The sequence below is a fragment of the Pseudomonas sp. GM74 genome (assembly GCF_000282455.1).
Taxonomy (GTDB): Bacteria; Pseudomonadota; Gammaproteobacteria; order Pseudomonadales; family Pseudomonadaceae; genus Aquipseudomonas.
This window is the reverse complement of the sequence record NZ_AKJG01000086.1, coordinates 1-20,888: the sequence shown is the minus strand read 5'-3', so window position 1 is coordinate 20,888 and position 20,888 is coordinate 1. Positions and strand designations below refer to the sequence as shown.

The following is a 20,888-nucleotide window of genomic DNA, read 5'->3' as shown; positions in this document are numbered from 1 at the left end:
CGGGCTTGCGAAAGTGATCTGACAGGCACATTGATATTGAGTCTTCCGGCCCCTTCGCGGGCAAGCCCGCTCCCACAGGGTTTTGTGCTTGCCACATGATCCGGGCACGACACGCAACCTGTGGGAGCGGGCTTGCCCGCGAAGGCGGACTGACGGTCGACGAAGTAGGTGACGGATAAACCGTTTTCGCGAGCAAGTCGAATCGTCGCACCGCCGCTCTCTCAATGGGTCGCCATCGGCCACGTTCGCAGGCCCTTTCTCACGTCTGCGGGGCTGATGCCGTAGGCACTCTGGAAGTACTGGCAAAACCGCCCGACATTGCTGAAACCGTGTTGCAAGGCCACGTCTGTCACCGAAGGCGACACTCCTTGGGACAGCGCGGCAAAGGCGCGCTCCAGGCGGACCTGGCGCTGATAGGCAACGATCGAAGTGCCCATGAAACGCTGAAAACCTTCCTGCAATGCGCGCAGGCTGACGTTGGTCAATTGCGCCAGCTCGGTGCCGCTGGCCAGGTGGTCTGGGTGCTCCTGAATGTACTCGACGGCCAGCTTCACATGCCGTGGCGCTATCAGTGGGGAAGGGCGCCGGAGGGCTTCGGTGAAGTTGTGTGGCCAGGCTTCCAGAACCGCATCGACCAGCATTTCGCGAAGGCGCGAAGGCATCAGCGAACCGGTGTTGATCAGCAGGTCGAACTCGGTGCCGGTGGCCAGTTCGATCAACGCCCGGATGCCCTGCAAGGCCGACACATTCAGGTCCACCACCGGCTCGAAATGCACCTTTTGCAGGATAGGTTTGCCCAGCAGCGTCGACAGGCGCTCGGTGATCAGCCGGCGGCTGATCGAAATCCCGTGCTGTGCGTGGTTGTCGACAAAGCGCGCTGAGCGGACCTCGGCCTTGTCGATCGCCAGGCCTATTTGCGCGAAACCGACTGACTCGGTGACGTGGTTGAAAATGATCTTGCCGGCGGTGGGAATGACGAAGGTGATTTCATCAAGTGGGGCGGGAAAAGCCACCGTGAAGTCACCGCGATAGTGCATGCGACGAAAACTGACACCTTCGTGCCGGCCGTAGACCCCGCCGATGATGATGTTTTTCGGCGGCGGCGGTGAGTCGCAATAGAGGTTGCCGAACAGGTTCGAGAACAACGCGCCAAAGTCGTCGCAGCTCATGTCGTTGGACCTGATGATGATTTGCTTGCGCGTCGTGCTTGCGTACACCTGAAGTGGCACCTTGAGTGGAGGGGCAAAGCCCTGGTACAGGGAACTGGGCGATCGGAGATCGAGCGGATGCGGTTCGGGAAAGCGCTTGGACGTTAGCAGTGAGTAATGACAGGTTTGTTACCGGTTGTTGTCGCCGGCCCCGTTTCCGTTCACCCGCCGCCACCGCTCGCACCGGACAACCGGTGGCGCGAGCGGTACTCGGGCGTGGGCTGGCCTGCAAGGGCCGCGGCTATTTCACTGGCTCCGTTGCCTTGATATCCCCGCAAAAGATATCGACGTTGCCATCGGTCGCAGCCGTTCGCACGACCACCGAATACTTGCCGTCAACCAGGGTTTGCAAAGGCACAGGCGCGGTCCTGGTAAAAGACCAGCCGCGTACGGGTTGGCGTTCGGTGTTGACGGTGTCGTTCATGGCGTAGGCGACTGACCCGGGTTGCTCGCAGCTGCCGTTATTGATGAACGAATAAAGACGCAAGGGCAGGGTAACCCCCATTGGAGCGCCGCTGATGAAGAAACTGAGTCCGGTTTTCTTGTCCCAGTCGGTCAAGGTGACGGTGCCGATCTGTCCGGCGTTTTGCCGGGTGGCGACCAGGTTGACGTTCACGCCGTGGTGCGTGGAAGTGGCGCAGCCGAAAAGGCTTGCCGCCACCATGAGTGCTGCCAGAGAGGTCTTGAGCTTCATTGCCAAACTCCTGGGTTGAAGAACTGCAATGGGGGGAATTAGCGGGTATAGCTCATTTACCGCCTTCATGACGTCGTCCATATAAGGCTTTCCATTTTTGAGCGCAGATGGTGGGGCGTCTGTCTCCTTCTCCAGCCATGTGACGGCGTAGTCGTGCAAACCGGCTACATTTGTAGTCGAGCCTGCGCGGATTGCCTGCTGGCACGCGCGCTTCGATGCCGATGAAGGTTTGCAGTGGTTACGCGTGCAGTTAAAGGATTGTGCGGTCAGTTGAGCCCACTCATCATCCGCATGGACGATTTGCGACTGGAGTGACTGATGAATCAACAAGGCAGCAATCCGCAAGCGCGGATTCCAGGCACTCCACAGCGGGGTAGCGTGCGCAGCCTGTTGATCCCGGAGTGGCCCGGCAGTTATCGGCCCGACTGGCTGCGGGGCGATGTGGTCGCCGGGCTGACGGCAGCGGCCGTGGTCATTCCCAAGGCGCTGGCGTACGCCACCATTGCCGGCCTGCCGGTGCAGGTCGGGCTGTACACGGTGCTGGTGCCGATGGTGATCTATGCCGTGCTCGGCACGTCGCGTCCGCTCAGTGTCAGCACCACGACCACCCTGGCTATTCTCGCCGGCTCGGCACTGGGCCAGATCAGCCCCGATGGCGATACGGCGACCCTGCTGGCCGGTTCCGCCACGCTGGCCCTGATGGTGGGTGCGATCCTGATCGTCGCGGGGTTGCTGCGCCTGGGTTTCGTCGCCAATTTCATTTCCGAACCGGTGCTGGTGGGTTTCAAGGCCGGCATCGGCGTGGTCATCGTGCTCGACCAGTTGCCCAAGCTGTTGGGCACGCACATCGACAAAGGCGGCTTCCTGCACAACCTGGTGGCCACGGTCCAGAGCGTCGGCCATGCCTCGCTGCCGACCGTGGCGGTCGGTGTGTTCATGGTCCTGCTGCTGGTGGGCATGAAGCGTTTTACGCCACGGCTGCCCGCACCCTTGATTGCGGTGGCACTTGGCATCATCGGTATGAGCCTGTTTGGCCTGGAGCGCTTTGGTGTGTCCGCCGTCGGCGTGGTGCCGATCGGGTTGCCCGCGCCGACCCTGCCGGTCTGGTCGATGGCCGAGACCCTGTGGTCCTCGGCGATGGGGATCGCGCTGATGAGTTTCACCGAAACCATCGCGGCGGGACGCGCGTTCGCTCGCAGTGACGAGCCCGCGCCACAACCGAACCGGGAGCTGCTGGCCACTGGCGTTGCCAACATCGGTGGCGCGTTTCTCGGAGCCATGGTCGCCGGCGGCGGGACTACCCAGACGGCGGTGAACCGCCTGGCCGGCGCCCGTTCGCAACTGGCCGCACTGGTCACCGCCGCACTGGCACTGGGCACGTGCCTGCTGCTGGCGCCGCTCATTGGCCTGATGCCCAACGCCACGCTCGCCGCCGTGGTGATCGTGTATTCGGTGGGCCTGATCGAGCCGGCGGAATTTCGCGAGATCCTGTCGGTTCGCCGTACCGAATTTGCCTGGGCCGTGGTGGCCATGATCGGCGTGATACTGCTGGGCACGCTGCAAGGGATCGTCGTGGCGATCATCGTTTCGTTGCTGGCCCTGGCCTATCAGGTTTCGGACCCGCCCGTGCATGTCCTGGGACGCAAGCCCGGCACCAATGTGTACCGACCGCAGTCCGCCGAGCACATCGATGACGAACATTTTGACGGGTTGCTGTTGCTCAGGCCCGAAGGGCGGGTGTTCTTCGCCAATGCCGAGCGCATCGCCGACAAGATCCGGCCACTGATTGACGTGGCGAACCCCAAGGTCGTGGTCCTGGACCTGCGCAGCGTGTTCGACCTGGAATACACCGCGCTGAAAATGCTCACCGGGGCGGAACAGCAACTGCAGGAAAAAGGCATATCACTGTGGCTGGTGGGCATGAGCCCGAGCGTATGGGAGATGGTCATCAAGGCCCCCCTGGGCCATGCGCTGGGCGAGGCGCGCATGTTCCTGAACCTGGAACTGGCGGTTGAACACTATCAGCGCAGTCGACACTGAATGAACGCGGCCGGGTGCACTCCGGGCGCTATGTGACGCATTGAAGGAGGTAACGGGCATGGCGAAGAAGAAGGCCGCAACCAAAAGCAAACCGGTTGAAAGCGGCAAGCTCAAGAACAAGGTATATCTCGAGGAACTGGCGCGGCTGCATGTCGAGCTGGTCAAGCTGCAGGAGTGGGTACAGCACTCGGGCGCCAAGGTCTGCATCGTCTTTGAGGGCCGTGATGGCGCCGGCAAGGGCGGGACCATCAAGGCACTGACCGAACGGGTCAGTCCGCGGGTATTCCGGGTGATAGCGTTGCCGGCACCGACCGAGCGGGAAAAAAGCCAGATGTATGTGCAACGCTATCTGCCGCACATGCCGGCGGCCGGTGAAGTGGTGATCTTCGATCGCAGTTGGTACAACCGCGCCGGCGTCGAGCGGGTCATGGGGTTTTGCACCGACGAGCAGGTGCGCACCTTTCTCACCGTGGCGCCGCGCGTCGAGCATGCACTGGTCGAATCGGGAATCATCCTGATCAAATACTGGCTTGAAGTGAGCCCGGAGGAGCAGACCCGACGCCTCAAGGCGCGCATCACCGACGGGCGCAAGATCTGGAAGCTGTCACCGATGGACCTCAAGTCCTATAACCGCTGGTACGACTACTCCCGTGCCCGGGACGACATGTTCGAGGCCACCGACACCGAGTTCGCCCCGTGGCGGGTCGCCAACTCGAATGACAAGCGACGGGCGCGACTGAACATCATCAGCGACGTGCTCAACAGCATTCCTTATGAGGAAGTACCGCGGGCGAAAGTGAAACTGCCCAAGCGCCAAAGCCCCGGTAACTATCGGGATCCGAACTATCCGTTCAAGTTCATCGCGGAAAAATTCTAGAACGATGCATTGGGCAGGAGCCGGCCCACGCCAGCTCCTGCCGCATGCCATCAGGCCTTGCGCCGCCCCAGATTTCCCCCGGCACCACGCACAAGACGCCCGGCGGATAAGGCAGCGCGCCCTCGGCGGCACCGCGACCTTGCACATCTTGACGCCCCGCGACCTGTCGGTCAGGCGTGTACCAGCGCAATGGTGAACGAGACCACGATCATGCAGGCAAAAGCAAAATTGATATTCATGAGGTTTCCATTCGAAACATGAGTGACGGCGCTATCTTGAACAGGTCACGGGAAAATAAAAAATTCGGCGTAATGATTTGAAAGATCGAAAAAAATGATACCTGGCCGGTTCGTTGTTTTTGCTCCGGGTTGCGGATACTCTCGTGTAACACGCAATTACATGCATAAACTGGCAAAAACATGCACGACAACTATTCCGCTGCCGAACTTCCGTCAGTGCGCCGGCAAAAAATCCTGTTGATCCTCGAACGTGACGGCAAGGTCATGGCCTCGGAGTTGAGCCAGCATTTCGCGGTGTCCGAAGACACCATCCGCCGGGATCTGGCGGAGCTGGCCAGTGTCGGCCTGGTGCAGCGGGTACACGGCGGGGCGCTGCCGCGGCCCAAAGACACCGGCAAGGACTATTTCACCCGGATCAGCGAAACCGACGAGGTGAAAACCCATCTGGCGCAACTGGCCGCGCAACGGGTGCGGGACGGTCAGATCGTGGTGTTCGATTCCGGCACCACCACCTTGCAGATCGCGCGTTCGCTGCCGCCGCAGATCGCCATTACCGCGATCACCGCGTCACCGATGACGGCCATTACCTTGTCCGAATACAAAGGCATCAAGGTGATTCTGGCGGGCGGCCAGCTCAACCCGGCGACGATGTCGGCCAGCGGCCACGAAACCCTGCGGCTGCTGGCGGGGATCAAGGCCGATCTGCTGTTTACCGGGGTCTGCGCGATTCACCCGCAGGTGGGCTTGAGCTCACTGCACTTTGATGAAGTGCCGGTGAAGCAGGCGATGCTCGACTGTGCATCCCATGTGATTGCCGTTACCACGGCGGACAAACTTGGGGCGGTGGAGCCTTTTGTCGTCGCGCCGTGCAACCGTGTGCACACGCTGATCACCGAACAGCATGTGGCGTCAGGCAATGTCGAGGACTATCGGGCGCTGGGGATCGAGGTGGTGCAGGCCTGAGCATTTTTTGTTGGTAGATGTATTGACTGTTCCGGCCTCTTCGCGGGCAAGCCCGCTCCCACAAGGGTTACTTGTCGGCCTCGAAATTTGTGGTCGACATAAATCCCTGTGGGAGCGGGCTTGCCCGCGAAGAGGCCGGTACAAACAACATCAATGCCGGATTGTGCAGCCAATGGCTCAGCGCAATCTCTCAAGCATCTGGTAGTACCACATCCCGGCGGCAAGCATCGGGTTGCCCAACAGGTCGCCCATGGGCACGCGGATGTGCTGGCAGGCGGCGAAGGTGTCGAACTGTTCCAGTTGTCCTGTGATCGCCCGGCCCATGATTTCACCCATGATGTGGGTGGTGGCGATGCCGTGGCCGGAGTAGCCCTGGCAGTACCAGACGTTGTCCGACAGCTTGCCCAGTTGCGGGATGCGGTTGATCACGATGCCCATCGCGCAACTCCACTGGTAGTCGATGGCCACGCCTTTGAGCGCCGGGAACGTCTGCTCGATGCACGGGCGCAGCTCGGCGGCGATGTCCCGTGAATTCTTGCCGCTGTAGTTGGCGCCGCCACCGAACAGCAGGCGACCGTCAGCGGTGAGGCGGTAGTAATCGAGCACGAAGCGGCAGTCGTAGACCGCCAGGTCTTCGGGGTTGATCTGCCTGGCCAGATCGCCCAGGGGCGCGGTGGTGACGATGCCGCCCATGGCCGGGAAAATCTTGCCCTTGAGCTTGCCCGGTTCCAGCTTGTGGTAGACGTCGCCGGCCAGCAGTACCTGGTTGGCGTCGATCTGCCCGTGGGCGGTGCGTACACCAGGCGTGTCTCCATGGATGATCTCCAGCACTTCGCTGTTCTCGAAGATCAACGCACCGAGGCTTTCGGCAGCGCGGGCTTCGCCGATGCACAGGTTCAACGGATGCAGGTGCATGTTGCGGGTGTTCTTGATCGCGCCGTGGTAGAGGTCGCTTTGCAGCAGGTCGCGCACCTGGCTGCGGTCGAGCAGACTGACCTCGTCGCCCATGCCACGGTGCACTGCCTCGTCGTAATCCTTGCGTAAGCCGAGCATGTGCGCGGGTTTGTACGCCGCGTGCAGGTGGCCGTGCTTGAGGTCGCAGGCGATGCCGTACTTTTCCACGCGCTGCCGAATGATCTGGTGCCCGCGCCAGCGCAGGTTCCAGATGAAATCGTCGACTTCATCACCAATGCTGCGGCGCATCTGTTTGCGCATGGCCTCGTCGCCCGACAGGCTGCCGGTGACCTGGCCGCCGTTGCGCCCGGTGGCGCCCCAGCCGATCTTGTGGCTTTCGACGATTGCCACCTTCAGGCCTTTTTCCGCCAGCTCGACGGCGGTGGCCACGCCGGTGAATCCGCCGCCGATGATCACCACGTCAACCTTGTGCCGGCCTTGCAGCGTCGGGTAATCGGTGTCCTGGTTGAGGGTGGCGGTGTAGTAGGAATTGCAACGTTGAGTCATGTCGGTGTCCAGGCAGAATGGGGAGATACCAATGCCGGTCAGGCGAGCGCAGTTCTTGTGGGAGCGGGCTTGCTCGCGAAGGCGGAGTGTCAGTCACCACAAATGCTGAATGTGCGGGCCTCTTCGCAAGCAAGCCCGCTCCCACAGGTTCTGTGTATGGCTGAGCAGGATGAAAGAAGGGTGCTCGCCGATCAGGCGAGCAGGGCGCTATCCGGCGGACGTGCGGAGTAACGCAGTTTGGAGCGGCGCAGGGCCATGGGCAGGTTGACGATGCGCTTCATGCAATGCCGTCCGCGGCCAGCAGCGAGGTGGCCTGGATCGAAATTTTCAGCAGTGACGGCAAAGTACGCATGGCGCAGGTTTCCGGCGGGGCAAATCGTCGGTGGCAAGTAGCACAAGCCATCCGGGGATGGCTGGATACTAGGGAGGATTGGGGCGCGTGTAAATGTTTGATTCAGAACATCAGGTGCACGACAAGGCCGATCAACCCGCAACCGATCAACACCTCGATCACCCCGCGCTTGAACCGAAGCAAGGCAACGCCCGCCACCATGGCGATCAGCAGCGAAGGCCAGTCCAGTGCTCCTTCGAAGCCGTTGGGCCACAGTACGTGGTAGCCAAAGAAACAGGCCAGATTGAGAATCACGCCCACCACGGCGGCCGTAATGGCTGTCAGCGGCGCGGTGAACTTGAGTTCGTTGTGTGTCGATTCCACCAGCGGTCCGCCGGCAAGGATGAACAGGAACGAGGGCAGGAAGGTGAACCAGGTCACCAGCGTGGCGGCCACGGCACCGGCGACAAACGCTTGATCCGGCCCGAAGACCTGAAGCACGTAGGCGCCGATGAACCCGACGAAGGCGACGACCATGATCAACGGACCCGGCGTGGTTTCACCGAGCGCCAGGCCGTCGATCATCTGCGTCGGCGTCAGCCATGCGTAGTGACCGACCGCGCCCTGGTAGACATACGGCAGCACCGCGTAGGCGCCGCCAAAGGTCAGCAGCGCGGCCTTGGTGAAGAACCAGGCCATCTGGGTCAGCGTGCCTTCCCAGCCGAACAGTGCGGTGAGCATGGCCATGGGCAGTGTCCACAAGATCGCACCGATCACGGCCAGGCGCGCCAGTTTCCAGCTGCTGAAACGAGCGTGTTCGGGGGTTGGGGTGTCATCGTCGATCACGGCCGGGCCGAAAGACTTTTTCGCCGCGCTGTGGCCACCGGTCCTGAATTTTTCCGGTGCCAGGCGTCCGCCGAAAAAGCCGATGACCGCCGCGCCGAGCACGATCAGCGGGAACGGCACGTTGAGCACGAAGATGGCCACAAAGGACGCGGCGGCGATACCCCATAACCAGCCGTTCTTCAGCGCCCGCGAGCCGATCCGGTGAGCCGCCTGCACCACGATTGCCGTGACCGCCGGCTTGATCCCGTAGAACAATCCGGCGACCACGGGCACTTCGCCGAAGGCGATGTACACCCAGGACAGCGCGATCAGGATGAACAGCGACGGCAATACAAACAGCACACCTGCGATCACACCGCCCCAGGTCCGATGCATCAGCCAGCCGATGTAGGTCGCCAACTGCTGTGCCTCGGGCCCGGGCAGCAACATGCAATAGTTGAGGGCATGCAGAAAGCGCCGCTCGGAGATCCAGCGCCGGCGTTCGACCAGCTCCTGATGCATGATTGAAATCTGCCCGGCCGGCCCGCCGAAACTGATAAAGCCAAGCTTGAGCCAGAACAGGAAGGCTTCGCGCAGGCTGATGGACCGGGGCTGTGGCACGTCCTGTTGGGTGATCGGGGAGGGCGTGGGGCTCAAGCGGAAATTCCTTGTGTAGAAAAGCGTTGAGCCGATGACTGTAGCTACGCCGGCGCGCGCTGTATAGCAGCCTGATGCTGCGTATCTGCCCAGCGCTCGACGGCTGAGCGGTCGCTGTCACGGGCATCCACCCAGCGAGTGCCACACGCCACGTCTTCGCGTTTCCAGAACGGCGCGTCGGTTTTCAGGTAGTCCATGATGAACGCACAGGCTGTCGATCAAGCGGTCGACGTCGAACACTTCACGCTGGACCCGAACCGCCATGACTCAACCCCCGGTGACCGGTGGAAAAAAGGCGATCTCGTCATAGTCCTCGATCACTCGGTCCGGATGGCACAGCTCCTGGTTCAGCGCACACATCAGGTTGTTTTCACCGAGCACATGGCTCCACAGTTCACCGCGAGCCATCAGCAGTCGGCGCACGTCCTCGATGGTCTTGAGGTTGTCGGTCAGGGGCAGTTTTTCGCCGCCCAGGTTGAGCTGTTCGCGGTAACGGGCGAAGTAATTGATCAGGATCATTGTGCGTCCTCGAGCTTGAAATGACCGGAACGGCCACCTTGTTTACTCAGCAGACGGATGTCGTCGATGACCATGCCGCGGTCCACCGCCTTGCACATGTCGTAGAGGGTCAACGCCGCTACGCTGACGGCGGTCAGGGCGGTGGGCGTCGCCTGACGAACTGACGCGGCATTGTCGTACTCGCGAAAGTTCACATTCAGCGGTTTTGGCGCGGTGGCGTTAGTGTCGCTTCGACTACCGGCTTGTTCAACTTTGCACAACATGAAAAGAACCTCGAAGCGCTGAATTAAGTTCAGGCTACGGGTAACTTTTATAAGCGTCCAATCGCTTGTTCCGATGTGCCGATTGGTGATGTCTATCATGCTGGGCAAACATGTCCGGTGCGGTTTTATATAAAACCGCAACTTGATCAGTGGGCCCGGCTGAATAACGTTCGTGCTTCGGCGAAACACTTCTCGGCAATGGCCGAGCGCGGTTCGGTCTTGCGCATCACCAGGCCCAGGGGCGCGAGCACGCTGGCATCCGGCAATTCGATGAACGACAGGTGCTCGATGGGCTCTTCCAGGCCACTGTCCAGCGGCATGATCGCGCAGCAGAAACCTTCGTGAATCGCCTGTAGCAACTGGTAGGTCGAATCGCTTTCGAGGATCGGCTGCGGGTCCAGCCCGCGGCTGCGAAAGCTCAGGTCGATGGACTTGCGGTAGTGCATGCCGTTACTGAGCATCCCCAGCGGCAGTTCGGCGGCGTCTTCCCAGCTCATTTGCGTGCCGTCGAAATGGAAGTGACGGGTGTCGTACAGCAGGCCGACGCGGGTCTCGCCGATCTCGAAAAACTCGAAATAGCTCGGGTTGACGTGATCGAGGTAGCACACGCCCAGGTCCAGCTGATTGTTGCCAAGACCCTCGATGATCTGGTCGGAACTCAGTGACGACAGGCTGTACTTGAGCTCCGGAAAACTGCGGGACAGGCCCTGGATGTAGGTGACCGGATTGAAGCTGCTGAGTGGCACCAGCCCCAGGCGCAAGTTGCCGACGAGTTGGCCCCGGCACGCGGCGGCCTCGGCGAACAGCCCGTCGTGGGCGGCCAGCAGGGTCCTGGCCCACGCCAGCACGCGTTCGCCGGCCTCGGTAAAACCCTCGAAGCGCTGGCCCCGGGTGACCAGCACCAGGTCCAGTTCATCCTCCAGGTTGCGCAGGCGCATTGACAGCGTGGGCTGGGTGATGTGGCAGCGCGCGGCCGCCTGGCCGAAGTGGCGGGTCTGCTCCAGGGCGATCAGGAACTTGAGTTGTTTGATGTCCATGACGGCACCTGCTGGCGGGGGAGTGAAGGGTTAAGTATTGACTCAGGTGTGCAAGACACAAGGCGAGGCAGGAATCGTGAGCCGAGACGATCTCATTGTCTTCGGCGTGCGTCCAATCACTGCTATCTAAGGGGTTATCGACGGGCTCTATCGTTAATGTTGTTTCTGGTCTTTTTATATTGATAGATTGGCTCGATAGTCTGGTTGATTAGAGTGATTAGACACGGCTTTATTTATCGAATTAGTCTCCGGAAGTCATTTAACTTTTATCTGCCGGAGAACTCCATGAGCGTCAAACCGGATGCATTGTTTATCCCTTTGAATATTGCCGTGCTGACCGTTAGCGATACCCGTGAATATGCCAATGACACCTCCGGCCAATTACTCGTCAGTCGCTTGCTGGAAGCCGGCCACACCCTCAGCGAGCGCAACCTGCTCAAGGACGACCTGTACAAAATCCGCGCGCAGGTGGCGAACTGGATTGCCGACGACGGCATCCAGGTGGTGCTGATCACGGGCGGCACCGGGTTCACCGGTCGCGACAGCACACCCGAGGCCGTGGCCTGTTTGCTGGATAAGTCGATCGATGGCTTCGGTGAGCTGTTCCGGGCGATTTCGATCCTCGACATCGGCACCTCGACGGTGCAGAGCCGGGCGCTGGCCGGGCTGGCCAATGGCACGCTGGTCTGCTGCCTGCCGGGTTCCACGGGCGCCTGCCGCACCGCGTGGGAAGGCATCCTTGCCGAGCAGCTCGACGCGCGCCACCGACCGTGCAATTTCGTACCGCACCTCAAGCCTGTGCAAGCCTGCGGGACGCGCGGATGAGCGCTTCACCCTTGATGCCGGTAGAGGAGGCTATCGACCGTTTACTGACAATGGCCGAGACGCAGTGGATTGAAGACAGCGAAGCCGTGCCGCTCAATGCCGCGCGGCAACGGGTATTGGCCAATGACCTGCTGGCGACCCTCGATCTGCCGCCGTGGCCCAACAGCGCCATGGACGGCTACGCCCTGAATGTCGACGATTGGGGCGGGGAACCGCTGGCCGTGTCGCAGCAGGTGTTTGCCGGTCAGGCTCCCGAAGCCCTGGCACCGGGAACCTGCGCGCGCATCTTCACCGGCGCTCCGGTTCCGCCGGGGGCCAACTGCGTGGAGATGCAGGAGAACACCGAGGTACTGGATGATGGACGCATCCGCTTCAAGCAGCCCCTGCGCGCCGGCAGCAACATCCGCCCGCAAGGTCAGGAGAACCGCCTCGGCGATGTGCTGCTGCGCGCCGGCAAGCGCCTCGGCCCATTCGAACTGGCGGTCGCGGCGGCGCAGGGCCGCACCCATGTGCGGGTCGTGCGGCGACCACGGGTGGCGTTGTTGTCCACCGGCGATGAACTGGTCGAGCCGGGCACGCCACTCAAACCCGGCAGCATCTACAACAGCAACCGCACCTTGTTGAGCCATTGGTTGAGTGCGTTGGGTTGCGAGGTCATCGAGGCCGGCATTCTCCCCGACGAGCCACGGCAGACGCGGCTCAAGCTCGAACAGTTGCAACACAGGGCAGACCTGATGCTCAGCACGGGTGGCGTGTCCGCCGGAGACGCCGATTGCCTCGGCCAGGTGCTGCGCGAGTGCGGCAAGCCGTTGTTGTGGAAACTCTCGATCAAACCCGGCAAACCATTGACCGTGGGCCACTTCGGCCGCGTGCCGGTAATTGGCCTGCCGGGCAATCCGACTTCGGCATTGGTCACTTTTGGCCTGTTGGCCCGGGTTTATCTGTTGCGGATCCAGGGCGTCGAAGACGTCGAGCCCTTGAGCTTCCCGGTGAGTGTCGGCTTTGCCTGGCCCAAACCCGGCAGCCGCCGCGAGTACCTGCGGGCGAAACTCGAAGCCGGTCGAGCGGTGTTGTATCCGAACCAGAGCTCAGGCGTGTTGCTGGGTGCATCATGGGCCGATGGACTGGTGGAAGTGCCGGAGGGCTGCACCCTGGAAGTGGGCGACACAACGCGGTTCATACCCTTCAACGAACTGTTCTGAATACAGTTTTGATCGTCAGTGAACGCCAATCCCACGGCCGGCCACAATCCCTGTGGGAGCGGGCTTGCCCGCGAAGGGGTCGGCACATTCAATAGAGATGTTGCCTGACCCACCGCTATCGCGAGCAAGCTCGCTCCCACAGGATCTGTGTGTTTCTTTAGTGTCAGTTCAACACAAAATCCACCGGCTCCAGCTGTGGCGGCAATTGCGTCACACCCAGCGCAGCCAGCACATCACGCTCGATGTTGCGCACGATGGCATCAGTGGGCAGGTCGTTTTCATCGCGGCCGAAGGGGTCTTCCAGTTCGTCGGCAATCGCGTCCAGGCCGAAAAAGGTGTAGCTGACAATCGCGGTGAAAATCGGTGTCAGCCAGCCCAGGGGTTCGGCCATGGCAAACGGCAGGAGGATGCAGAACAGGTAGATGGTACGGTGCAGTAGCAAGGTGTAGGGGAACGGCAGCGGGGTGTTCTTGATCCGTTCACAGACCGCCTGGGCGTGGGTCAGGCCGGCCAGGTGGTTGGCCATGAGCGTGTAGCGCCAGTCGTTGATCGCTCCGGACTCGTTGAGTGTCGAGCACTGCTGACCGACCTGCATCAGGATCTGCCCGCTGATGTCGGTGGTGTCGCCCTTGGGCATCGGGTGCAGCCAGTCGCCACTGGCGGCCAGTTCGTTTTCCCGGCGCAGCCGCGCGTTGAGGGCATGGGCGAAGCCGCACAGGTTGCTGAGGATCGTGTGGCGTTCAGCGGCGTCCTTGATCACCAGGGTTTCACGAATCATCGAGCGGACTTCGACTATCACATCGCCCCACGCCTTGCGCGCTTCATACCAACGGTCGTAGCAGGCGTTGTTGCGAAAGCTCATGAAGATCGACAGCGACAAACCCAACAGCGTGAAGGGCGTGGCACTGACCTTGGAAAAGTAGCTGGGATGCAGGGTTTCGATGAGCACGATGGCCGAGGCGAGCAATGTCACCATCAGGCTGCGCCAGGCAATGCGCTTGGCAATCGAACCCTTGAGGGACGTCAGCACGCCGATCAGGTTGGGTTTGGGTCTCACGATCATGGGTTTCAGCCACCCGTCATGTTCATGAAGCGAACAACCTGAATATCGTCGTTCACTTCGAAGTTGTGCCGATACGGCTTGAGTTTCATCGCCTCGATAATGGCTTGTTCCAGGCGCTCGGGCTGTCCGGGGTGGCTGCGCAAGACAGCCTTGAGATCCACCGAGTGCTCATTGCCCAGGCACAGCAGCAGGCGTCCTTCCACGGTCAGCCGCACCCGATTGCAGGTGCCGCAGAAGTTGTGGCTGTGGGGCGAGATGAACCCCAGGCGAATCTGCGGCGCTTCGGCCAGGCGCCAGTAGCGCGACGGACCCTGGGTCGACTCGGCGGAATCAATCAAAGTGTAGCGTTCGGCGATGCGTTCGCGGACCTGGGCGCTTGCGAAAAACGATTCGGCGCGGCTGTGCTCGTCGATGGTGCCCAACGGCATTTCCTCGATGAAGGAGATGTCGAGGTTGCGGTCGATGGCGAAGCTCACCAGATCATTGATCTCATGGTCGTTGCGGCCCTTCATCACCACGCAGTTGAGCTTGGTGTTGCGAAAGCCCGCCTGGTTGGCCGCGTCGATGCCCTTGATGACCTGCGCCAGGTCACCGGTGCGGGTCAGTTCGCGAAAACGTTGCGGGTCCAGGCAATCGAGGCTGATGTTGAGGCGCTTGACCCCGGCGTTGAACAACGGCCCGGCCAGTTTGGCCAGCTGTGAACCGTTGGTGGTCATGCACAGTTCACGCAGGCCGGGCAGGGCGGCGATCTTCTCGCACAGTTGCACCACGCCGGGACGAATCAGCGGCTCGCCTCCGGTCAGGCGGATCTTGCGGGTGCCCAGCGCCACGAAGCTTTGTGCCAGTTGATAAATCTCTTCCAGGGTCAGCACCCGTTGGCGCGGCAGAAACTGCATGTCCTCGGCCATGCAATACACGCAACGGAAATCGCAGCGGTCGGTGACCGACATCCGCAGATAGTCCACGCGCCTTGCAAACCCATCGATCAGGACTCGTTCTGACATGACACCCTCGCTTGGTGTTGGATGGACTTTGTAGGAGCGAGCCCTGCTCGCGATGATCGTTAACGATGACGCGTGCTTACTGACTAAACGCGGTGTTCTTGAGTCCATCGCGAGCAGGGCTCGCTCCTACAAGTATTGCGCTGTTAACGGATCTGTTGAGCGCAGGCTAAGAGCAACGTTAACGGGCGTCCAATCACTATTAACAACCGGGTGATCGAGCGGGTCGATGATGAACTTTATTTTGTGATTTGAAGGGCTGTAAGTGAGTTCAAGGTATTGATAAACAAGGATAAAATACAGTGATAGAGCGTTTCGATAATGTGGTCGTAAATAGCGATTAGACAATAATTAATCCCTGTCCATATGCTTTTCTCCGTCAAACGATCAATGGCCTGAATCAGGTCACGGAGAAGTACCATGTCTCAAGTCGACCGCTACAAACCCTACAAAGGTGCCGCCGCCGGTTGGGGTGCACTGATCGCTGTTACCAAGAACTGGCTGGGCAGTGAAAACGCGCTGAAGAACATTCGCGCCATGCTCAAGACCAACCAGAACGGCGGGTTTGACTGCCCCGGTTGTGCCTGGGGCGAGTCGCCGGAAAGCGGCATGGTCAAGTTCTGCGAGAACGGCGCCAAGGCGGTTAACTGGGAAGCCACGGGGCGTTTGGTCGACCCTGCGTTCTTCAACAAATACAGCGTCTCGGCGCTGGCCGAGCAGAGCGATTACTGGCTGGAGTATCAGGGTCGCCTGACCCACCCGATGCGCTATGACGAGGCCACCGACCGTTACGTAGAAACCACCTGGGACGAAGCGTTCGCGACGATCGCCCGGCACCTCAATGCGCTGGAGTCGCCGGATCAGGCCGAGTTCTACACCTCGGGCCGGGCCAGCAACGAGGCCGCCTTTCTCTATCAGCTGTTCGTCCGGGCCTACGGCACCAACAACTTCCCGGACTGCTCGAACATGTGCCACGAAGCCAGCGCGGTGAGCATGATCGAAAGCCTCGGCGTGGGCAAAGGCACCGTGGTGTTTGACGACCTGGAGCATGCCGATGCGATCTTCGTCATCGGCCAGAACCCCGGCACCAACCACCCGCGGATGCTCGAACCGTTGCGTGAAGCGGTCAAGCGCGGAGCCCAGGTGATCTGCATCAACCCACTCAAGGAGCGCGGACTGGAGCGCTTCCAGCATCCACAGCACCCGATCGAAATGCTCATGAACGGCTCCGAGCCCACCAACACCGCGTACTTCCGCCCGGCACTCGGCGGCGACATGGCGGTCATGCGCGGCATGGTCAAGTTCCTGCTGCAGTGGGAGCGCGAAGCGCAGGTCAGCGGCGGCGAGCCGGTGTTCGACCATGCGTTCATCGCCGAACACACCTCGGGAATGGGGGCCTACCTGGGGGAAGTCGACGCCACCAGTTGGGAGCACATCGAGCAGCAGTCAGGCATGTCTTTGGCTGACATCGAACTCGCCGCCCGCATGTACGCCCGGTCCAAACGGGTGATCATGTGCTGGGCGATGGGCCTGACCCAGCACACGCACTCGGTGCCGATGCTGCAGGAAGTCATCAACCTGATGTTGCTGCGCGGCAACGTCGGCCGGCCCGGAGCGGGGCTGTCGCCGGTTCGCGGTCACAGTAACGTGCAGGGCGACCGCACCATGGGCATCAACGAGCTGGCACCCACTGATTTGCTCAATGCCCTGGAAAAACGCTTCTCCTTCAAGCCGCCGCGCGAGCATGGTCACAACACCGTGATGGCGATTGGCGCGATGGAGCAGGGGCGTTCGAAAGTGTTTATCGCCCTGGGCGGCAACTTCGCCCAGGCCACCCCCGACACGCCGCGCACCCACGCCGCGTTGCGCAAATGCGACCTCACCGTGCACATCGCCACCAAGCTTAACCGCAGCCATCTGGTCACCGGTCGTGAAGCGCTGATCCTGCCGTGCCTGGGCCGCACCGACATCGACATCCAGGCCGAAGGGCCGCAAGGCGTCACCGTGGAAGACACTTTCAGCATGATCCACATCTCCCACGGCCAACTGAAACCGAAGTCGAAACACCTGCGCTCGGAGCCTGCGATCATTGCCGGCATCGCCGCCGCGACCCTGGGCAAGCACCCGATCGATTGGAACTGGGCCATCGGCGACTACGGCCGCATCCGCAACATGATTGCCGACACCATTCCCGGTTTCGAAGACTTCAACCGGCGCTTGCTGCATCCGGGCGGTTTCCACATGCCCAATGACGCAGCCAGGCGCATCTGGAAAACCGCCAGTGGCAAAGCCCAATTCACTCCGAGCGTGTTGCCGGAGCACCTGATCAGCGAGGGCGTGCGCAACCTGGCGGTCAAGCCGCACCTGATTCTGCAGACCATGCGCTCCCACGATCAGTACAACACCACGCTCTATGGCCTGGATGACCGCTATCGCGGGGTCTACGGCATGCGCGACGTGGTGTTCGCCAACGAGCAGGACATTCGCCGGCTGGGTTTCGAACCGGGGCAGAAGGTCGACCTGGTGGCGCTGTGGGACGACGAGCACGAGCGTCGGGTCAGCGGTTTCACCCTGATCGCCTACGACATTCCGGCCGGTCAGGCGGCGGCGTACTACCCGGAGACCAATCCGCTGGTGCCGCTGGAAAGTTACGGTGACCGCACCTTCACCCCGACTTCCAAGTTCGTCGCCATCCGGCTGGAGCAGGCCAAGGCAAACGGCCTGATTTCGACCTCCGCTGCGTAGTGCCGATCACTCAAGACTTTGTGGGAGCGAGCTTGCTCGCGATTGCAGGGTGCCAGGCGCCATTGATGTTGAAGGTGCCGGCCTCATCGCGAGCAAGCTCGCTCCCACAGTTTTAAATCCGCGATGAGGATATCGACATGTTTAACCTGGAGGCACTGGACCTGGCGCGCATGCAATTCGCGTTCACGGTTTCGTTCCACATCATCTTTCCCGCCATCACCATCGGGCTGGCCAGTTTCCTGGCGGTGCTCGAAGGGCTTTGGCTCAAGACCCACAACGACACCTACCGCGATCTCTACCATTTCTGGTCGAAGATCTTCGCCGTCAACTTCGGCATGGGCGTGGTCTCGGGGCTGGTCATGGCCTACGAGTTCGGCACCAACTGGAGCCGCTTCTCCGATTTCGCCGGCAGCATCACCGGGCCCTTGCTGACCTATGAAGTGCTCACCGCGTTCTTCCTCGAGGCCGGTTTCCTCGGGGTCATGCTGTTCGGCTGGAACCGGGTAGGGCGCGGGTTGCACTTCTTCTCGACGGTCATGGTCGCCATCGGCACGCTGATTTCGACCTTCTGGATTCTCGCCTCCAACAGCTGGATGCAGACGCCACAGGGCTTTGAGATCGTCGACGGTCGGGTGATGCCGCTGGATTGGCTGGCCATCGTGTTCAACCCGTCGTTCCCGTTCCGCCTGGCGCACATGGCGATCGCCGCGTTCGTGGCCACGGCGTTCTTTGTAGGCTCGTCGGCGGCGTGGCACTTGCTGCGCGGCAACGACACCAAACAAGTGCGCAAGATGCTGTCGATGGCGTTGTGGATGGCCTTGGTTGTCGCGCCGATCCAGGCAGTGGTCGGCGACGCCCATGGCTTGAACACCCTGGAACATCAACCGGCGAAGATCGCAGCCATCGAAGGACATTGGGAAAACAATGGCAACGAAGCCACGCCGCTGGTGCTGTTCGGCATCCCGGACATGCAGGCCGAGAAAACCCGATACGCCATCGAGATTCCGTACCTGGGCAGCCTGATCCTGACCCACAGCCTCGACAAGCAAATCCCGGCGCTCAAGAGCTTCCCGAAGGAGGATCGGCCGAATGCGACGGTGGTCTTCTGGAGTTTCCGCGTCATGGCCGGGCTCGGCATGTTGATGGTGCTGGCCGGCGTGCTCGGCCTGGCCCTGCGCCGCAGCGGCGCCATCTACCGCAATCGCTGGTTCCTGCGCCTGATGTTGTGGATGGGGCCAAGTGGCCTGATCGCCATGCTGGCCGGGTGGATCACCACCGAAGTCGGGCGCCAGCCGTGGGTGGTGTATGGGCTGCTGCGCACCGCCGATGCCGCGTCGAACCACAGTGTCGCGCAGTTGAGCATTTCGCTGGCGCTGTTCGTGGTGATCTATTTCTCGGTGTTCACGGTGGGTATCGGCTACATGATGAAACTGGTGGCCAAGGGGCCCAAGCCCCATCACGAGCATGCGCCTGCGGGGCATTCTGATCAGGTCATCACACCGCGCCGACCGTTGTCTGCCGACGCTGAAATCCTCGAAACCGACGCCCGCGTCAATTGAAGGAAGGGAGTTGAGTCATGGGTATTCAAGGTATCGATTTATCGCTGATCTGGGGCGTGATCATCGCCTTCGGCGTGATGATGTACGTGATCATGGACGGCTTCGACCTGGGGTTGGGCATTCTGTTTCCGCTGATCCCGGATGCGAAGGAACGTGATGTGATGATGAACACCGTGGCACCGGTCTGGGACGGTAACGAGACCTGGCTGGTGCTGGGTGGCGCGGCGCTGTACGGCGCGTTCCCGCTGGCCTATTCGGTGATTCTGGAAGCGTTGTACCTGCCGCTGATCCTGATGTTGTGCGGCTTGATCTTTCGCGGTGTGGCCTTCGAGTTCCGTTTCAAGGCCAGCCCTGAAAAACGTCACATCTGGGACATGGCGTTCATCGGCGGTTCGCTGCTGGCGACCTTCTCCCAGGGCGTGGTGATCGGCACTTACATTGCCGGCATTCCGGTGGTCGACCGCCAGTTCGCCGGTGGTTCGCTGGACTGGCTGGCACCCTTTCCGCTGTTCTGCGGTGTCGGCCTGATCGTCGCCTATGCGCTGCTCGGCAGCACCTGGTTGCTGGTCAAGACCGAAGGCATGCTCGAATCGCGGATGCGCCTGTTCACCCGGCCCCTGGCCTGGCTGCTGTTGGCGGTGATCGGCGTGATCTGTGTGTGGACGCCGATCCTGCATCCGGACATCGCCACCCGCTGGTTTGCCCATGCGCACCTGGCGGTGTTCGGTGGCCTTGCGGTACTGGCGTTGCTGGCGATGTTCGGCTTGCTCAAGACCCTGCGCCAACGCCACACCCATTGGCCGTTCGCCTTCACCCTGATGCTGGTGTTCCTGGGTTACATCGGCCTGGCGTTCAGTATCTGGCCGAACATCGTGCCGCCGTCGATCAGCCTGTGGGCGGCGGCGTCACCGCCGACCAGCCAGCTGTTCATCCTGATCGGGGCGCTGTTCATCCTGCCGATCATCCTGATGTACACGGTCTGGAGCTACTACGTGTTCCGCGGCAAAGTGAGGATTGGCGATGGCTACCATTGATTCCCGTGAACCGGCACCGGCACCTTGGTACAAGCGCCTTGGGTGGCTGGTGTTGATCTGGCTGGGCAGTGTGGTTGCGTTGGGGGTGGTGGCGGGGGCGTTGCGGATGTTGATGCAGGCGGCGGGGATGAGTTCGCACTGACGCACCTTGCAAAAACATGGAAATACCAGGAGTGATGAATCACCTGTGGCGAGGAAGCTTGTCGGATCGCCGCACCGTCCCGCTGTAACGCGCAGCAGGCTAATGCCGATCAGCTAAGCCACAACGCAACCCGTAGCAGCTGGCGTAGCCTGCGTCCGGCTGCGCAGCAGTCGTAAAATCAGAGTTCGCGGTACGTCAGAGAG

At 61.3% G+C, this 20,888-nt stretch carries 17 protein-coding genes and 3 pseudogenes; 9 read left to right on the top strand and 11 right to left on the bottom strand.

All coding sequences use genetic code 11. From position 1 onward, the window contains the following. Positions 1 to 221: 221 nt before the first annotated feature. Both PMI34_RS10600 and PMI34_RS10605 read right to left on the bottom strand, forming a co-directional pair. Positions 222 to 1,169 (bottom strand): helix-turn-helix transcriptional regulator, encoded by a 948-nt coding sequence (locus PMI34_RS10600; RefSeq protein WP_008051239.1) that lies wholly within the window; start codon positions 1,167 to 1,169, stop codon positions 222 to 224. A 280-nt stretch (positions 1,170 to 1,449) separates the two neighbouring features. Continuing rightward, on the bottom strand, positions 1,450 to 1,902 hold the full coding sequence (locus PMI34_RS10605) for a hypothetical protein (RefSeq protein ID WP_008051235.1): 453 nt from the start codon (positions 1,900 to 1,902) through the stop codon (positions 1,450 to 1,452). 318 nt (positions 1,903 to 2,220) lie between these two features. Between PMI34_RS10605 and PMI34_RS10610 the strand changes: the two genes are divergently transcribed. Both PMI34_RS10610 and ppk2 read left to right on the top strand, forming a co-directional pair. Then, on the top strand, positions 2,221 to 3,942 hold the full coding sequence (locus PMI34_RS10610; protein ID WP_008051232.1) for a SulP family inorganic anion transporter: 1,722 nt from the start codon (positions 2,221 to 2,223) through the stop codon (positions 3,940 to 3,942). 58 nt (positions 3,943 to 4,000) lie between these two features. Then, positions 4,001 to 4,819 (top strand): polyphosphate kinase 2, encoded by an 819-nt coding sequence (gene ppk2 / locus PMI34_RS10615; protein ID WP_008051231.1) that lies wholly within the window; start codon positions 4,001 to 4,003, stop codon positions 4,817 to 4,819. Between the two features lie 58 nt (positions 4,820 to 4,877). Here ppk2 and PMI34_RS29770 read toward each other — a convergent pair. Continuing rightward, positions 4,878 to 4,967: pseudogene (locus PMI34_RS29770) on the bottom strand (hypothetical protein); the annotation flags it as partial. Positions 4,968 to 5,238: 271 nt separating this feature from the next. On the opposite strand from PMI34_RS29770, the gene PMI34_RS10620 reads away from it, so the two are divergent. Next, complete coding sequence (locus PMI34_RS10620) at positions 5,239 to 6,021, top strand: DeoR/GlpR family DNA-binding transcription regulator (protein WP_008051230.1); 783 nt, start codon at positions 5,239 to 5,241, stop codon at positions 6,019 to 6,021. A 177-nt stretch (positions 6,022 to 6,198) separates the two neighbouring features. On the opposite strand, the gene PMI34_RS10625 is transcribed toward PMI34_RS10620, so the two are convergent. The 6 genes and pseudogenes from PMI34_RS10625 to PMI34_RS10645 form a co-directional block, all read right to left on the bottom strand. After that, entirely contained in the window at positions 6,199 to 7,482 is a 1,284-nt protein-coding gene (locus tag PMI34_RS10625) for an NAD(P)/FAD-dependent oxidoreductase (protein ID WP_008051229.1), read from the bottom strand. 454 nt (positions 7,483 to 7,936) lie between these two features. Next, positions 7,937 to 9,295, bottom strand: coding sequence for a chromate efflux transporter (gene chrA / locus PMI34_RS10630; protein WP_008051227.1), 1,359 nt, complete (start codon positions 9,293 to 9,295; stop codon positions 7,937 to 7,939). A 44-nt stretch (positions 9,296 to 9,339) separates the two neighbouring features. Next, positions 9,340 to 9,507, bottom strand: a pseudogene (locus PMI34_RS28290) (molybdenum cofactor biosynthesis protein MoaE); the annotation flags it as partial. A 55-nt stretch (positions 9,508 to 9,562) separates the two neighbouring features. Beyond that, positions 9,563 to 9,814, bottom strand: a complete 252-nt coding sequence (gene moaD / locus PMI34_RS10635; protein ID WP_008051226.1) for a molybdopterin converting factor subunit 1 — start codon at positions 9,812 to 9,814, stop codon at positions 9,563 to 9,565. Beyond that, a pseudogene (locus tag PMI34_RS28285) lies at positions 9,811 to 9,954 on the bottom strand (cyclic pyranopterin monophosphate synthase MoaC); the annotation flags it as partial. The pseudogene PMI34_RS28285 and the gene moaD, both read right to left, overlap by 4 nt. Positions 9,955 to 10,223: 269 nt before the next feature. Then, positions 10,224 to 11,114 (bottom strand): LysR family transcriptional regulator, encoded by an 891-nt coding sequence (locus PMI34_RS10645; protein WP_008051223.1) that lies wholly within the window; start codon positions 11,112 to 11,114, stop codon positions 10,224 to 10,226. 285 nt (positions 11,115 to 11,399) lie between these two features. Between PMI34_RS10645 and moaB the strand changes: the two genes are divergently transcribed. After that, positions 11,400 to 11,939 (top strand): molybdenum cofactor biosynthesis protein B, encoded by a 540-nt coding sequence (gene moaB / locus PMI34_RS10650; RefSeq protein WP_008051222.1) that lies wholly within the window; start codon positions 11,400 to 11,402, stop codon positions 11,937 to 11,939. Beyond that, a complete protein-coding gene (locus PMI34_RS10655; RefSeq protein WP_008051221.1) occupies positions 11,936 to 13,141 on the top strand; it encodes a molybdopterin molybdotransferase MoeA in 1,206 nt (401 codons plus the stop codon). Before moaB ends, PMI34_RS10655 begins: the two co-directional genes overlap by 4 nt. A gap of 163 nt (positions 13,142 to 13,304) precedes the next feature. Here PMI34_RS10655 and PMI34_RS10660 read toward each other — a convergent pair whose 3' ends face one another. Beyond that, positions 13,305 to 14,204: a bestrophin family protein gene (locus PMI34_RS10660; RefSeq protein ID WP_008051219.1), complete on the bottom strand. Its 900-nt coding sequence runs from the start codon at positions 14,202 to 14,204 to the stop codon at positions 13,305 to 13,307. 5 nt (positions 14,205 to 14,209) lie between these two features. Next, positions 14,210 to 15,208, bottom strand: coding sequence for a GTP 3',8-cyclase MoaA (moaA, locus tag PMI34_RS10665; protein ID WP_008051218.1), 999 nt, complete (start codon positions 15,206 to 15,208; stop codon positions 14,210 to 14,212). Between the two features lie 417 nt (positions 15,209 to 15,625). Between moaA and PMI34_RS10670 the strand changes: the two genes are divergently transcribed. From PMI34_RS10670 to PMI34_RS28280, 4 genes are all read left to right on the top strand, one after another. Then, positions 15,626 to 17,950 (top strand): FdhF/YdeP family oxidoreductase, encoded by a 2,325-nt coding sequence (locus tag PMI34_RS10670; RefSeq protein WP_008051216.1) that lies wholly within the window; start codon positions 15,626 to 15,628, stop codon positions 17,948 to 17,950. A 137-nt stretch (positions 17,951 to 18,087) separates the two neighbouring features. Beyond that, on the top strand, positions 18,088 to 19,509 hold the full coding sequence (locus tag PMI34_RS10675) for a cytochrome ubiquinol oxidase subunit I (protein WP_008051214.1): 1,422 nt from the start codon (positions 18,088 to 18,090) through the stop codon (positions 19,507 to 19,509). 17 nt (positions 19,510 to 19,526) lie between these two features. Further along, complete coding sequence (gene cydB, locus PMI34_RS10680; protein WP_008051212.1) at positions 19,527 to 20,543, top strand: cytochrome d ubiquinol oxidase subunit II; 1,017 nt, start codon at positions 19,527 to 19,529, stop codon at positions 20,541 to 20,543. Continuing rightward, a complete protein-coding gene (locus PMI34_RS28280; protein WP_008051210.1) occupies positions 20,530 to 20,685 on the top strand; it encodes a DUF2474 domain-containing protein in 156 nt (51 codons plus the stop codon). Before cydB ends, PMI34_RS28280 begins: the two co-directional genes overlap by 14 nt. The last annotated feature ends 203 nt before the right edge of the window (positions 20,686 to 20,888 follow it).

Bases quoted from the DNA above. Each gene is read 5' to 3' on its own strand.
- PMI34_RS10600 (WP_008051239.1), bottom strand. From the start codon at position 1,169: ATGAGCTGCGACGACTTTGGCGCGTTGTTCTCGAACCTGTTCGGCAAC.
- PMI34_RS10605 (WP_008051235.1), bottom strand. From the start codon at position 1,902: ATGAAGCTCAAGACCTCTCTGGCAGCACTCATGGTGGCGGCAAGCCTT.
- PMI34_RS10610 (WP_008051232.1), top strand. From the start codon at position 2,221: ATGAATCAACAAGGCAGCAATCCGCAAGCGCGGATTCCAGGCACTCCA.
- ppk2 (WP_008051231.1), top strand. From the start codon at position 4,001: ATGGCGAAGAAGAAGGCCGCAACCAAAAGCAAACCGGTTGAAAGCGGC.
- PMI34_RS10620 (WP_008051230.1), top strand. From the start codon at position 5,239: ATGCACGACAACTATTCCGCTGCCGAACTTCCGTCAGTGCGCCGGCAA.
- PMI34_RS10625 (WP_008051229.1), bottom strand. From the start codon at position 7,482: ATGACTCAACGTTGCAATTCCTACTACACCGCCACCCTCAACCAGGAC.
- moaD (WP_008051226.1), bottom strand. From the start codon at position 9,814: ATGATCCTGATCAATTACTTCGCCCGTTACCGCGAACAGCTCAACCTG.
- PMI34_RS10645 (WP_008051223.1), bottom strand. From the start codon at position 11,114: ATGGACATCAAACAACTCAAGTTCCTGATCGCCCTGGAGCAGACCCGC.
- moaB (WP_008051222.1), top strand. From the start codon at position 11,400: ATGAGCGTCAAACCGGATGCATTGTTTATCCCTTTGAATATTGCCGTG.
- PMI34_RS10655 (WP_008051221.1), top strand. From the start codon at position 11,936: ATGAGCGCTTCACCCTTGATGCCGGTAGAGGAGGCTATCGACCGTTTA.
- PMI34_RS10660 (WP_008051219.1), bottom strand. From the start codon at position 14,204: ATGATCGTGAGACCCAAACCCAACCTGATCGGCGTGCTGACGTCCCTC.
- moaA (WP_008051218.1), bottom strand. From the start codon at position 15,208: ATGTCAGAACGAGTCCTGATCGATGGGTTTGCAAGGCGCGTGGACTAT.
- PMI34_RS10670 (WP_008051216.1), top strand. From the start codon at position 15,626: ATGTCTCAAGTCGACCGCTACAAACCCTACAAAGGTGCCGCCGCCGGT.
- PMI34_RS10675 (WP_008051214.1), top strand. From the start codon at position 18,088: ATGTTTAACCTGGAGGCACTGGACCTGGCGCGCATGCAATTCGCGTTC.
- cydB (WP_008051212.1), top strand. From the start codon at position 19,527: ATGGGTATTCAAGGTATCGATTTATCGCTGATCTGGGGCGTGATCATC.
- PMI34_RS28280 (WP_008051210.1), top strand. From the start codon at position 20,530: ATGGCTACCATTGATTCCCGTGAACCGGCACCGGCACCTTGGTACAAG.